Source organism: Anaerococcus provencensis (assembly GCF_000312365.2).
GTDB classification, from domain to species: Bacteria; Bacillota; Clostridia; order Tissierellales; family Peptoniphilaceae; genus Anaerococcus; species Anaerococcus provencensis.
The window spans coordinates 178,460-193,661 of the sequence record NZ_HG003687.1 but is presented as its reverse complement, the minus strand read 5'-3'; the positions used below and the strand labels follow the sequence as shown (position 1 = coordinate 193,661).

10 protein-coding genes are annotated in these 15,202 nt (G+C 36.1%); 1 reads left to right on the top strand and 9 read right to left on the bottom strand.

Features of this window, described 5'->3' with window-relative positions:
- Positions 1–189: 189 nt before the first annotated feature.
- The 9 genes from lepB to BN38_RS08285 all read right to left on the bottom strand — a co-directional run bounded on the left by lepB (position 190) and on the right by BN38_RS08285 (position 13,990).
- Positions 190–789 (bottom strand): signal peptidase I, encoded by a 600-nt coding sequence (lepB, locus tag BN38_RS08325; protein ID WP_049944477.1) that lies wholly within the window; start codon positions 787–789, stop codon positions 190–192.
- Positions 782–994, bottom strand: a complete 213-nt coding sequence (locus BN38_RS08320) for a hypothetical protein (protein WP_044566799.1) — start codon at positions 992–994, stop codon at positions 782–784. Before BN38_RS08320 ends, lepB begins: the two co-directional genes overlap by 8 nt.
- Positions 987–5,813, bottom strand: coding sequence for an InlB B-repeat-containing protein (locus BN38_RS08315; protein ID WP_044566798.1), 4,827 nt, complete (start codon positions 5,811–5,813; stop codon positions 987–989). Before BN38_RS08315 ends, BN38_RS08320 begins: the two co-directional genes overlap by 8 nt.
- Positions 5,814–5,849: 36 nt before the next feature.
- Positions 5,850–6,122, bottom strand: a complete 273-nt coding sequence (locus tag BN38_RS08310; protein ID WP_044566797.1) for a type II toxin-antitoxin system Phd/YefM family antitoxin — start codon at positions 6,120–6,122, stop codon at positions 5,850–5,852.
- Between the two features lie 140 nt (positions 6,123–6,262).
- A complete protein-coding gene (locus tag BN38_RS08305) occupies positions 6,263–7,177 on the bottom strand; it encodes a class C sortase (protein WP_044566796.1) in 915 nt (304 codons plus the stop codon).
- A complete protein-coding gene (locus tag BN38_RS08300) occupies positions 7,146–8,027 on the bottom strand; it encodes a class C sortase (protein WP_044566795.1) in 882 nt (293 codons plus the stop codon). The genes BN38_RS08305 and BN38_RS08300 overlap by 32 nt, the downstream gene beginning before the upstream one ends.
- Positions 8,020–9,078, bottom strand: a complete 1,059-nt coding sequence (locus tag BN38_RS08295) for a class C sortase (RefSeq protein ID WP_044566794.1) — start codon at positions 9,076–9,078, stop codon at positions 8,020–8,022. The genes BN38_RS08300 and BN38_RS08295 overlap by 8 nt, the downstream gene beginning before the upstream one ends.
- A 765-nt stretch (positions 9,079–9,843) precedes the next feature.
- A complete protein-coding gene (locus tag BN38_RS08290; RefSeq protein WP_044566793.1) occupies positions 9,844–12,108 on the bottom strand; it encodes an MSCRAMM family protein in 2,265 nt (754 codons plus the stop codon).
- A 622-nt stretch (positions 12,109–12,730) separates the two neighbouring features.
- A complete protein-coding gene (locus BN38_RS08285) occupies positions 12,731–13,990 on the bottom strand; it encodes an ATP-binding protein (protein WP_044566792.1) in 1,260 nt (419 codons plus the stop codon).
- A 653-nt stretch (positions 13,991–14,643) separates the two neighbouring features.
- Here BN38_RS08285 and BN38_RS08280 point away from each other — a divergent pair.
- Entirely contained in the window at positions 14,644–15,147 is a 504-nt protein-coding gene (locus BN38_RS08280) for a sigma-70 family RNA polymerase sigma factor (RefSeq protein ID WP_044566791.1), read from the top strand.
- Positions 15,148–15,202 lie beyond the last annotated feature (55 nt).

The window sequence follows — 15,202 nt, the reverse complement described above, 5'->3', positions numbered from 1 at the left end:
CGCTCCGCTTGCTCATCAGCTCCGTTAGCCAAATCACCCTATATGTGGCGGGTAGCCTGCTTTTGGACTTCGTGATGTTTGACCTTCCATCAATTTAATAACATTTAAATTGGGATAGGTCAAGAAGGATGACAGTGGGTGCCGAATTGTTCTGGCTTACTAGTCGAATTACTGAAAAATGCCAGACACTTAAAACCCGCTTCTTCTTAACAAGGTAAATACCTTGCCTTTGATTTCATTTTTTTCTACTGGACCAAAGTATCTGGAATCTTTGGCGCCTTTTCTCATATCTCCCAGGGCAAAAACTTCATTTTCTTTTAATTTCATCGGGAATGTGACTTTAGTTTCTGTTTGGTCATATTGCCCAGTCGGATAGAAGATGTTGCTTTCTGCTTGGTATGAGTTATTTACTATCAGCTGTCCTTCTTCGGAGATATCTACCGTATCTCCACCACCCGCCACAATTCTTAGCGTGTAGTTTGCATCATTCTTAGCTACCACTACTACATCACCCACATAGAAGTCTCTATCTAGCCTGTAGTAGATCAACAAGTCACTTGGAACCATCTTTGGAAACATATCATCATTGTAGATGACTTGAAATCCAAATATGAAAGTGAACAAGAAGTAAAAAACGACTATAATCATTAATAATTTCTTAAAAAAAGATTTTATAGCATTTTTATTTGCTAGATCTTTTCTTCTTTTTTTGATTATTTTATTAATATTGGTAAAATCAACACTTTCTAGCATGTCTTTGCTATGGGAATGGGGTGTTCTATTATCCATCTTCTCCCCTTAATCGCCTTAATTCTCTATTCTTTTCTCCTAGTATCGCCTGATACTTGGCTTCTTGGATTTTGAAGGCTTGGGCGTAGAGGTCTGAGATTTGTTGTAGCTTTGCCAATGCGTCACTTTCAGAAACCCCGCCTATGGCTTGCTTTTTAAATTTGACTGTTCTTAGAAATTCTTCAACATTTTCTAGTTCATTCATCAAAACCTCCTCTAAGCAGATATTTCTTATATTGTCTAAGAGCTAATCCCAAGATAGCAAGTACTAATATTAGGGCCATAGGTCCAATGTTGTCTATGATACCAGTAGGTACAACTGTATTTACTTTAATTATATAAGTATATGTGTCAAATATGCCATCTTTTTCGTGACCCTCTGGCTCAATAATCTCATATCTATATCCAGGAGCGTTTAGAACAATACCTGTCACACTACTTGCTGTTGGCGTTTCTAGTGTAGCTTCACTATCGTAATTTTTTTCTGCCTCATAATAATTATTAAGCTTGACTGTGTAGTTGATGTTCGGGTCACCACTAGGATTATCTATGACAAATTCAAACTTTTTCGGTCTGGACCATATAGCGTATAATCTTTCTTCTTTTATATCTTGAAGCAAAGTTTCGTCTGTATACGCCACCATATTCTCGCCATCTGGGGTACTTGACCAGCCCATGAATTTAAATCCCTTTGGCACTTTATCTTCAATATAAAAACTATCAGTATGGTGATGGTTTAAGGCATCTTTGTCTAGGGTTTTTGTAAAAAAAGGAGAAATAATTGTTCCACCATTTTCATATTTTATCCCATTAAAATATATGCTTTCAATATTTGAATCGTAAGTCAATCTCTTACGAGAAATCTCTATCTCTACAGTAATATTGTCCTTGCCATCATTATAATGATCTCCAAACCTACCTCCTAGTATTTCTGGTGTCACGGAGACAAGTTTGAAGTAGTCATTGGGAATCACTTGGTATTCTACATCGCTCGCTTCTATTGGTAGGTCGATAGTCACACTTTGATCGTGCTTGATTTTTAATTCCTTTTCATCATAGCTGACTCTTTCACCATTTAATTGATAGGTTACTTTGATTGTGACATCATCTGCCCTGGCTGAAGTACTATTATAGTCTTTATTTGTATTATGAAAAGTTATTTTTTTACTCTTTTGATATACTGCAAATAGCTCTTCTGGAAGTGGTTTGTCTGCTTTTAGGATTTCTCCTTTTTTATAGTCTGGAAAGATTGCATCTTTCTTACTGGCAAATCCCAAGAACTTATAGCCATCTCTATCAGCTAAGACTGGGAGTTGGTAGGTCCCACCTTGGTCAAGTGTCACTTCTTTTATCAATTCGTAGCTAGAATCAGCTTTCTTGTCATAAATTTTAATAGTCCTATTGGCTTGCCAGATCCCGTACAAGGTATTTGGCAAGTTTTCATTTGTTAGCAATACTTTTTGCCCAGGAACAAAAATTTTACCATTCTTACCATCTTTGGTGGTTGACCAACCTAGAAACTTATAACCCTTAGTATTTGTTGCTTTGGCTTGTGGGAGAGTGATTGTATCGTTGACCCTTAGGTCTTCATTGTCCTCTCTATTACTTATTACAACATCTGCTAGATAAGTCCCATCTGGTGCAATCTCTTTTAGGGTAAGTTTTGTTATATCGTATTTGGCAAACACAGGCTTAAACATTATGTTGCCCACTACATTTATAGTATCTACAGGCTTATAAACTTTTTTGAGAATCTCTTTTTCTTTTACTGTCGTAAATTCTGATTCTTGGTCTATTATCCAGCCTTGGAATAGCTGATCTTTTGGAAAGCTCAATCCTTTGCCGTCTGGAAATTGGTATTTATTATCAATATATGGTTCGATTACTACTGCTTCAGCATTGTTTACATAATCTTTGGGGTCAAGGTATATAGCCTCTTTTCCACTAGAATCTGGAGCCCTATATTTCACTTTATATATTTGCGATAATGGTCGAAGCTCGTTGCCTACTGGTGCTAGCCAAACAGGGTACAAGTATATATCGCTAGTTACAGGATCTGAGAAATTGTATTCTGTCAAAGCTCCATCTATAAAGGCGTACCATTTTAAGACAGAGCCTGGAGTTTCTATTGCAATAGGAGGTTTGTCAGCACTAAGCTTGCTCCTATCTACCGTATCTCCTTCTTTGATTATCTGCTCTGTTGTACCAGCTGCGGGGTTATTTCTTTGCTTGTAGGCTATAACCTTATACTTTGGCAAGTCCCACTTTGCATAGACCTTGAGGTCATTATCTGGCATAGTTTTCTTAGTAAAATCTATTGGATTTCCAGAGCCAGATGAATTGTCATACCACCCTGCAAAAATTTTTCCATCAGAATTCTTAGTTTGCCCTATTATATAATTATCAGGAACATATTTTTCTAGATTATAATCATATGGTACATTGCTTATTGTTATATCATTTCCACTACCATTGGAAGAAAATGTTAATGTATGCCTATTTCTAATATAGTATACCCATACTTCTGGTAATTCAGATGTACCACCATTAGGATGAACTTTTTTTGGTCTTGCAAATTTATTACCAGAGCTTTCTACATATTTGAAAGTGTAGCCAGGTATTAGCTCCCCTCCAGTATAGCCTTGGCTTTCGGAGTCTAAATGAGAAGTTTGTTGGTCTAGCCTAATAAGATCATTAGTTTCTAAATCAATTATTCTAACATTCCATTCATTTTTCCCATCATTCCAAGCTCTTAAAACATACTCTTGCTTTGGCATTCTTACCGGATAAGTAACCATTTGTCCTAGGACACTATCTTCTTTAAAACTTACTCCATCCCCTAGAATTTGTTTAGCACGGTTATAATAAGGAGTCGTATCAGCTCCCCACTTTACATCTTCATTTACTATATAGTGTATAATTGGCCATAAGCCTGTAAATATCTTATATTTAAATCTTTGCCTTTTGTAGTATAAATTTATTTCTGTCCCGCCATCTCCCCTTATAACTTTTTGACTATCAGCATGGTCATATACCATTCCTTCTCTTTTTTGAATACTACTAGAAAGTTTATAAGTACTAGAATCTTTATTAGTAAGAGTACCAGCATTGGCTGTTTTAGTTTCAGATTGATTTAAAGAATATCCATCATCATCAGCATTTTCCAACCAATGGTTTATCGTATATTTAACAACTTGTGGAGAGTAGACCGCATATAGCTTGGTATCTTTTGATATGATTTTACTTGTATTAAACTGTGGACCATTGGGGCTTTCAGACCAATATTTAAAGTTATAGCCTGGCCTAACAGGATTTGTTAGGTCAGAAAAAATAATCTTATCACCACTATAGACTATTTGCTTATTAACATAAGTTCCACCTTGGGAGTCGAATGTTACTGTCAAAGCTTTCTTGTAAACTGCATATAGCTTTAGTTCTGCATAAGATTTACTAGCCTTATTTTGCTTTATAAAATCTTCAGTGATTACAGTGTTAAAATCAAAGGGAACTCCCCCATTTGGATTTGTTGACCAGTGAGAAAATACTGTTTCACTTTCACTTGATATAACTGGTATATCATCTGCTGAAATCTTGTTTCCCTCAGTAACTTCTCTGGTAGTTATTATCTCATCTACAAAGCCATCACTTCCATCCTCTGCCTTGTACTTTTTCCTATCAATGAAGTTTAAAAATAAAGTATCTGTATACTTACTTTTCAAATATATGGTACCTGGAGATTTGTCATTTACTACTACTGGCTTAGTAAAGTCAAATTTTTCTCCATAGGATTTATTTTCATAATAGTACCAGCCATCAAACTTGCCCTTAGTTGATGAGATGGGCAAATCAGGCTCTGTAAGCTTCTCACCATTTCTGATTTTTTGTAGGTCATACACTTCGTCCTGATTATCTTTATTCGCATTCAAGAAAATAAAAGTAGTGGATTTACCTTCAGGCTCTGTTACTGCATATATGGAGAAAGTATCTGCCTTAAAGGAAACAGTATCGTCTGTTTTTGTTTTATCTCTTAGCTTTTCTTCTGGAGCATATTCATCTTCTTTGTGGTAAACTTCAACCTTTTTAGCCTTTTTGATAGCCGTATTGGTAATTTCTACCTTAATATTATTATCTGGACTTACCTTGTACTCATTGCCATCCTTGTCAAAAATGCCTATATCATAGGCTGCAAGAACTTCTTGGCCTTGAATTTGTATTTGAACTGGGTAGGCTCTCACTCTTGCATTGGCTGGTAATTTTCCAGTAAGCCTAATCTTTGTATTATCATCTGCCAATGCCCTATAGGACTTATTCTTATATATTCCTGCATAAAGATCTTGATAAATAAGCTCCTCAGCTAAATCATCTGCTAGCTTAGAATCTTTATTATCTGGTTCTTGGAGCTTATTTTTCCCTAGGATAAATCTCTTAGCTTTTGAAAAGAAAGTTATAGATCCAGCTTGGAGATTGAAATCATTTATTGTTTTATATCTATCATTTTCATAGAGGAAATATTCATCATCTGGACTAATCTCATCTGACTTTATTTCTATTTCAAAAGTCTGTGGTTGATCTTCCTTTATAATATTTCCATCTTTATCAAATATTTCAAAGGCAAATGAAATGACATCCTCTGTCTCAGAAGACTTTTCCTTATTAGCTTTAATATATGCCTTGATACAAGCAGCTTCTGGAAAATTTCCTTTTATCTTTATGCTATAATCCACACCGGATAGTTTGCTAAAAGAACTATCAGTATATATGTCTGCTCTTAAAGACTGTTGGCTATAGATTATTTCTTCTTCTGATGAATCTTCTATAACATCTTCACTAGTATTTGCCATTTCTGGCTTACTATCACTTTCCACTAAAGAGGATTCATTATTTTCTTCACTTTGATCTTTATAATCAAGACTCATGATAGTTTCAACATTGCTATCAACTGGGCTTGATGCTTTTAAGGGAGTTATCGTCGAAGAAAACATCATAGATAAGGCCATAAAGGCTGATATTACTTTGTTAATCAATCATTCCACCTCCTTTCTGTCGGTTAATATTTCTACTTATATTTTTTCTCGTCCTTCTATTCGAGTTCTGGCTCTATCAAATATTTCTTCTTTACTTAGTCTTTGTGATGGAGATTCGGCCAATTGATTAGTCTGGTCAAGTTTTCTTTCTATATTATCAAAAAGACTAGAATATTGTTCAATACTCATAATCACCATTGTTCCATATCCATTTTTAGTTAGAAAAACTGGAGAATCTGTATTAATTACAATCTCTTCAATTTCTGGAAATTTATTTCTCAAATCTGATACTGGTCTTATATTTATCATTACTATATCCTCTCATAGTCATAATTATATCATCATAAATACAAAACACCAATATGAAATTTTATTTTAATTAAAGCTTAAAATATTTTCAATAAAAAATCCCAGATATTTAAGTCTTCCTAAAATATCTGGGATAATAGTCATCTATTACTTATTGTATTTTTAAGTCTTCTTATAAATCTTATTAATATTAATATAAATAGTAGTGTTCCGATGATAGCTAGGATTAGGGTTGCTATTCTCGTCATTGCTACTGTTTTATCTGTAGATGAGACCTTGTTTTCTTCTTCATCTTTTTGACTTACTGGGTAGTCGTCTGTGCCTGGGAGTTTGAATTCCTCAGCTATAGTCTTTGTTGTTTCGTCACGAACGCAATTTACCAAGAGTCTGTTTGGTCTTGGTGGCAAAAATGGCGAACATGTCATAAGACTTATAATATCTGCATCTCCCCTTGGAGCCAATTTGTTCCAATCGTAAGGATCGATGACTTCCTTGTCGCTTACTACATAGCGCATAGTTTGTTCGGCACGTTCTAAATAAACATAGTCACCATAGTTTAGCTGGTCAAGATATAAGAACATGGTATCTCCCCACCATCCCCTGTGGCCAGCAATGACTGACCTTGTACCTGGCCCACCTACAGGGATAGAAGTTCCATCCACTTGAGCAACTCCCCTTGATATATGGTCAAGTGTTGCATCAAGATACAAGGGTAGGCGTTTGTCTAGCTTTGGAATTACTAGGTAGGCAAAGGGAATATTTGTGTTTTGAAATTTCTCATAACTTGTCTTGTAGTCTTCGGCTGTAAATGGGTCAACTACAGTTATATCGGAATTTCTTACAATCTCGTTATATTCTTCTGCATTCTTTGTCTCTTCTACCACATCTTCTGCTTTTCTATTTTCTTGGATTTGCCTAAATTCTTTTTCAGCCATGCGGGCAGAGTAGTCTTTGTAAGATCTCCTGATAAGGGGAACTGTTACAAACAAAAGTCCCACAAGTATTAGGATATATCCAAGTGTATTAGTTTTTGTAAGCTTTAATTTCTTGTTCAATACTCTCTACCTCTCTTGACAATCTCTTTCTTCTTCTAGCTTCTCTGATCAATATTATTAGCAAAAATACTATCACTGGTAGCATTACCAAGAATAATTGCAAAAAGTCTGGTTTTAGTCTAGGTGTATTGGCCACACCGTCATCTATAGCTGCCTGATATGGGATTCTGTGCCCCCTGACCAAGAGCCTGTGTGAGTTGATCATGTATGGTGTACAGGTCAAAAGTGTTGCCAAATCTTCGCCTTCTTTGACCATAACAGGTTCAAAATTTGATGGGTCTACAACCTCAATATGGTCAATCTGATAGGCCAGGGTTGTTTCTATGTTGTGTATATAGAAGATATCCCCTTCTACCAATTGGTCAAGGTTTCTAAATAGTTTGGCATTTGGAAGACCCCTGTGACCCGTGATAACTGTGTGGGTGGAAGTCCCGCCTATAGGAAGAGATGTACCTTCCAAGTGGCCAAGGCCCTTTTCAAGAACATCGTCACTTGTACCAGCATATACTGGCAAATCTTGGCCAATCCTCGGTATCTCCACATGGCCTAGCATCTCGTTTACCTCAAGCATCCTAGCATATTCTGCTCGACCCTCTTTTTCCTTTTCTGTAAAAGGATCGGCAAGCCTAGATGGATCCAAGGTAGAGTTGTAGGCGCGGGCCAAATCTATACGTTTTTCTATGTCAGCCTTGTCAACTTCATCAGTTTTCTTCTGAAACTCTACGACTTCATTGGTGGATTCAATTTCATAATATTTCTGGCTGATAAGCGGATAGGCAAAAATCAATAGTCCTATGATAAAGATGAGGATGAAAGGCAGGTTTTTCTTAAGTGTGCCCTTCTTATTCATCACTATTTCCTAAATTATTGCTATCATTTCCAGTATTTGAACCAGTAGACCTCATCTGCTCAAACATATCCGAAGATCCTTGGTAATTTCTGAAATTACCAGAATTCATAAACATCTTCTTCAAGTCTTCTTGTTCTTTTCTAACTTCTTCTAGACGTTTGTAATAGTCCTTGTTCTCACGTCTTAACTTAATAAGTCTTATGATAAGAACTATAATCAAGAATAAGGCCACGAAAAATAATATTCTAAATATCCAGTTTGCTTTATTTGTTCTAATCAATTCTTCATCCACAGCAGGTACGTATGGTACTCTGTGCCCCCTTACTATAAGTCTATGAGTGTTAATCATTATCGGCGTACAAGTCAAAAGCGTCACATAATCGTGACCTGGAGCAACCATCAAATCTTCGAAATTGCTAGGTTCTATTACCTTTATCTGGTCTACTTGATAGGCCATAACACCTTCTATGTTGTGAACATAGAACTTATCGCCAATCTCAAGTTGGTTAAGGTGGGTAAACAAGGTCGCCTCAGGCAAACCAGAGTGAGCGGTCAAAACAGCGTGAGTTGAATTGCCCCCAACTGGAAGAGATGTACCCTCCAAGTGACCTACACCCTTTTGGAGTATATCTTCGCTAGTACCAGCAAAAATTGGCAAATCTTGGTTGATACGAGGAATCTCCACGTGCCCTATCATCTCAGAAACTTCCAACATACGGGCGTATTCCTTGCGACCTTCTTCTTGCTTTTTCCTAGTATATGGGTCATCGGCAATATTCTCGCCAGACAATGACTCATTATATGCATGAGCCAGACCTATACGTCTTTTGACCTCATCTGTAGAAAGGTTATTAGTCCCAGCCTTAAAAGTATCAACTTGGCCAGTAGAATCGATACGATAGTACAAGCGGTTGATCAAAGGATAGAGCATAACCAAAAAACCAAGAAGGAAAATAGACCTCCAAATCCATTTCGAAGCCTTGGACTGGGGCTTTTTCTTCTTAACTTTATTAACTTTTTCTTCTTTAACTTTTTTCTTATTAAAAGGCATCAAAACTCTTTTCTTTTAAGGGATTTACTTCCCTTTAAGGAACCCTTAATTAAGTGTAATTACATAAAAACTAAAATGCTTAGTACTCGGGGGATAGGGATTAGGGGTAATTAGCCCGTCCGGCTGACAGAGGACAGACCCCTATACCCTACGGAAACTCGCTTTTTGCAAAGCTCCTTCGTGCTACCGCACTGAGTTTCCGGGTTAAACAACCCAAATCAACGGCTGTTTAACTCCCCCGAACCCCCAAAACCCATTTTCTACGAAAACTCGCTTCTTACGAAGCTCTTCCGTGCTACCGCACTATGTTTTCGGGATAAATGGCCGAAATCAACGGTCATTTATCTCCCTCCGCCACTGCGTGGAGCATGAGCAGAAGAAGTTCACTTCGTGAATTCTTTTTATGTTTTATTATATGTAAACTGCCATCATTAGACCATTGGCCAAGGTATCTCATAAAGCAGCACTAAGCCAGGGGATTCTTCGCGTTCGCTCAGAATGACAGTAATTGATGAGATTAACGATGTTAATCGAAAATTCATAAATGAATTAACCCCCCTGTCATCCTCGAGGGAGGCCTTTGAGGCCGACCGAAGGATCTCATAAAGCACCACTAAGCCAGGGGATTCTTCGCTTTCGCTGATAATGACAGCATTGTAAGTGCCTACCATTGTAGATCTTCTACGCATTCCCAATGACAGTCCTCTTATAAAGCAAAATAAAAGGTTTCTTCTTGAAACCTTCTATTTTCTCTTAAATTCTAGCTTATGCTAATTGAATTTTTTGATTCTTTTCGTCTTTGTTTACTATGATTGATCCAGCTACTATCATCACGATTCCTAGGGCTACTAGGACTACTATTCTGATATCACCTGTTTTTACAAGTGGTCCTCTTGGGATTCTTGTCTTGTTGCCTGGAACATAGTAAGTTGTTGGTGGTTTTACTGTTGTTGATGGTGGTGTTGTTCCTGGAGTGTTTGTCTTTCCAGGTGGTGTTACCGTTGGTGGAACAACAGTCTTTTTTGTATCCTTTTTATTTACAATCATTATAGCATCTTTTTCGTAGCTATTGCTTGTGATTTCAAACTTAATAGGATTTACATCCAATATATATCCATTTGGAGCAGCTGTTTCACGTAGCATATATTTGCCAAGTGGAAGATTTTGTACTTCGAATTCACCGTTTGATGCTGATTTTAATGTCAATCTCTTGGCATCTTTGTCATCTGGAGCATACTGTCCCTTTTCATTTACGACATATGGAATGTATTCTCCTTTATCATTTTCAATAAATACGGCAAATACAGCATTAGCAAGTCTGTTCTTTTCCTTGGAATCATCAATCTTTATGAATTTATATCCACCCTTTTTCTTTCTGTTTCCATCTGGTGGAACAACATCTTTTGGCTTGTTTGTAAGGGTTTGTTTGCTAAGTTTCCTTGAGAAAGGTCTTGCATTTTCCTTGCCACGGTTTTCAGCTGAATCATAGTCTTTCAATGGTTCATTTTCTTTAAAATAGTAGTCACCATCAGGCAAACCAGTAACTTTGATTTCCCCATTTTCATTGGTGTATAGTTGGTAAATTAAGTTTGATTCGCCAGCATTGCTATCAAATTGGTAGCTTCCTGTGCTTCCAACAAGTCCCACAAGTTCTCTTTCCTTGCGAGCTGTACCATCCTCATTTTTATTAATCTTAGTTCTGTATAATTGGAAACCAACCTTGTCAAGGACCTTATTTGGTGTTATTTGGTCTTTCTTGGTTAGGTTAATTTCAATAAATTCATCCTTGTAGTTTTCGACAGTGATTGCCTTGCCAAATTCTGCAGGGTAGGTTCTGTCAGATACAAGTACGTAATCATCTAGAGTTTTCACTTCCCTAAATTCATATCTATATCCAGCAGGTGGTTTTGGTAAATCTGTTAGAATTATTGATCCGTTTTCATCTGTTTTGAAGATGAAATTCAAATCCTTGACTTCAGTGTTTTTGCCATCTGAGATAATATATTTGCCATCTTTGTCAACTCCAACTGGGAAAAGATCATTACCAGATGCAGCATAAAGTTCAAATTCTACGCCAGCTAGGGTTATTTTCGGGTCAGTTCCGTCGATTTTTTTGAGGTGAAGAGTATTTTTTTCTTCCTTTTCATTAGTAACGGTGATATTTTTACCATTGCTTGGTATAAAGTTTATATCCTCAGAATATTCCTTACCTTCAAAAATCTTGTAACCCTTATCTTCGTCAGTTTTTATCTCTTTGAACTTGTAGTTTCCTTCTGGCAAATCATTGATGATAATTTGACCACCTTCATTAGTTACTAAATCTGTAATGGCATTTTTGCTATAATTTATGTAAGAATAAACACCATCTTTGTCTTTAACAAGTTTTACTATAGAATCTTCTTCGTTATTTTTTTCTTTGTCAATATCTATTAAGTTAAATACAACGCCAGAAAGCTTTTCTTCTGTTTTGTTGCCTTTTCCATCTACAGTCACACCAACTTTGTTTAAGATCAAAGGTTTATTATCCTCTCTTACCTTATCCTTAACATAGCTAATCTCTGTAACTCCTTCTTGTAAGCAGAAAGCTATAGCTACCATTTTGTATTGGTGGTTAGACGCAGACTCTTCAGTTTCCTTAAGAACATATGTACCTGCAGGAAGACCTCTAAGTTCGAAAGAATCACAAGAAACTCCATCATCAGCAGTCTTTACTTTTGAAGGTTCTGATTCTGTTCCTTCGCCGTATGCCTTTACAACTTCTTCCATCTTCATAGCATCGACTTTTTTGCAAAGGGCTTCAAGTTCTTCATTAGTAGATTCTTTATCAGATACTTTGAAATATCTAAATTTACGAGGTTTTGCATCCTCTTTTGCGTCATTGCCATTTCTAGGCACATCAATATCAATGTTGCCATAAGTCTGGGTATTACCCTCTTCTTTAGCATAGGCAAGTGGTGAAAAAATCACGCCAAGCACCATAAATAAGCTCAGCAAACCGGCCAATACTTTTGATTTATATTTCCCGTTCATAACAACTCCTATAATAAAATTTTTCTATAATTCCCGTATTCTGTAATAAAACAGACTTAGTCACCTATATTATATCTTAAAGCTAGGATTTATACAATCAAAAAAGCTTGAATTTTAGGGATGTTAGAACAAAATTATTAAATATAAAAATGTTTTCAGATAAAGAGAAAAATAGATGTGAATTTAAAAAGGAGGATTTAGAATGGAAATACTTCAGTCGGCCCCAAAAGGGCCTCCCTCCAGGATGACAGGGGGAAGAAATTCAATGCAACCACCCAACACTGTCATTCTGAGCGAATGCGAAGAATCCCCTGGCTAATCAATACTTTATGAGATCCTACGGTCTACGGCCTCAGTCGGCTCCGTTAGCCAAATCATATAGATTTGGACTTCGCGACATTTGACCTTCCATCAATTCTCATATGAGAATTGGGATAGGTCAAGAAGGATGACAAGGGGAAAGATTAGTGTCTATTTCGCTTCATCAAGGATTACAGAGATTATATACTAGTCTCATTTGAAAGTATACTAAGAAACCAAATACGTTCCAAATAAAAATGCAACGTAAAATTTGCGTTTCATTTTGCGTTGCATTTTTGGAACGATAATGCGTTTCGTTTATTTAGATTCTACTTTTATATTTTGTACCTCTGCCGATACCCACTACTTCTATTGCTCCATTGTCACGTAGTTCATTGAGAATTCTTATTGTCTTTGTTTTATTATAGCCTGTGATTTCTTCTAGCTCAAGCCTTGATTTTTCATCAGATTTTTCTAAAATTCTGAGTATTTCTTGGCCTTCTTGTGAAAAATCTTCCATATTAATACTCTTTAATATCGGCAATACAACCGTTACGAAATTCTCGCTAATCACAAACGAAGGAATAGAAGTACTATTTTCATAAGCTTCTTTAATCCTAAAAATACCAGTACCTAATTTATCAATGTATTTCAATCTAAAAAATATATTCGAAATGATGGGATTTCTAGGAGATGACACCCTACTATTGAGATATTCATATTCACTAATATTATTAGGAAGACCACCAGGGGATGTTATTTCTATTCTATCATCATAAAAACTAATGCTAATATATTCATCCCTGTCCCATTTTCTATGAACTAATGCATTAGCTAATGCTTCCCTAAAAGCTTTAAGAGGTATTTTTTCAATAGTATTTCTTTGCTTACCCTCTATAACTTCTGGGTTGTAGTATTGTTTGTAATATTCCACAGTCATATTAAATGATTCTAGAATAGAAATACCTTTAATAGTCTTTCTAAACTCAATGTCGCTAATACTATCACCAAATTTTGCCAAATCTATAATGTTAAAATTATTGGAGTCTGATATCAAAAGACCAGCGACATTATATCCATTCCTATCATCATAGAGATCAAAAGATTTTAAAATATCAAGTCCTGGATTGCTTATATTGATTTGACTCATAACTTCAGAATTAAAATAATTGAAGCTTAAATTTTGCTCCTTACTTGCTAATTGCTCATAATCCAAATTTTTTCCAAATAGTATAAGTTCACTAAGTTCATCCCTATCCACCTCTACATCAGAGGAGTCGCTTCTCTTATAAGCTTTATTATGATAATAATAAGGCTTGTTTTCCCCTTCAAAAACAGTCAAAATTATACTAGAATTCTCAAAGTCAATATCGATTTTAAACTCTGGTCTAGGTTTTATACTATCATTAATCTTGTTTTCAATAGCTAGCTTGGCCCCATCTAAATCATCCATACCAACAGCATTGCCCTCATTGTCCAAACCAAATATTATCCTACCATCATTATAATTGGCAAATGATGAAACAGTCTTAAGGAACTTATCAGTAAGCTTTGATTTTAATTCATAATTATATACTTCCATAACTTCTCCTTAGTCATATCATAGAATAAATAGTAAAAAAATGCAACGTAAAATTTGCGTTTCATTTTACGTTGCATTTTTGGAACGATAACGCGTATTAAATCATTAGTGTAAACACTACACCCCTGTCATTCTGAGAGTCAGCGAATAATTCCCTGGCTGAACGGTACTTTAAAAGATCCTACGGCCTACGGCCTCAGTCGGCTACGTTAGCCAAATCATATAGATTTGGACTTCGCGACATTTGACCTTCCATCGATTTCAATATATGAAATCGGGATAGATCAAGAAGGATTACAGGGATAAGAGCACTAACGCCACCAACCGGAAGATTGTCATTCTGAGCGAACGCGAAGAATCTCCTGGCCAGCGGTGCTTTATGGCATCCTTCAGCCTAGCCTATAGCGAGCGGATGGCTAGTTTTCCCTCTTGGATGACAATCAAAGATCGGATGTGTTGTTTACACCCTTGTTATAACAATTAATTTTTTCGCTTTATTCCTTTTTCTACCTAGCTCTCCTCCCCACATCTCCCCTTTTATCCCTTTTCTTTTCTTCTTATTGCCCTTTATCCAATTAAACTTTTTCTTCTTTTTCTTATACCATTATTGTGTCGACAAATTTAATAAGCGGCCGCTTTGAAAGGTTTTTATTATGCAAATTACATTAGCCAATTCAAAGCAAATTATTGATTCATATATGCCACTTTTAATATCAATGGCGAGGAAGTTTCCTTCTTTTGATTATGATGAGGATATTGACCAGACTAGGATGATTCTTGTGGAGTGTATCCCTGCTTATGACGAAAGCAAGGGGACTTTTGGGAATTTCTTGAAAAATCAGCTTCGCTACCACTATTTGGACAGGACAAAGAAACTAAATCCCCAAAGTCTGGATGATTTCGACCAAAATGGTAATCCTATAGTTGATACCATCCCCGATGATTATGATTTTGAAGTTCAAATTCTTAATAATTACAAGGACCTCTACCTTGCTATAGGACAGCTTAGCCAAAAGGACCAGGAAATTATAAGACTAAAGTATTGGGAGAACTTGTCCAATGCGGAAATAGGTCATATATTAAATATTTCTTCCAAAACTGTAGCAAATAGACACAGCTTTAGCCTTAAGAAGCTCAAAGATTTGATGGAAAGATAAAAAAACAAGCACTTGAGGGGCTTATCCCCTTAGTGCTTGTTAAAAACTCTATATT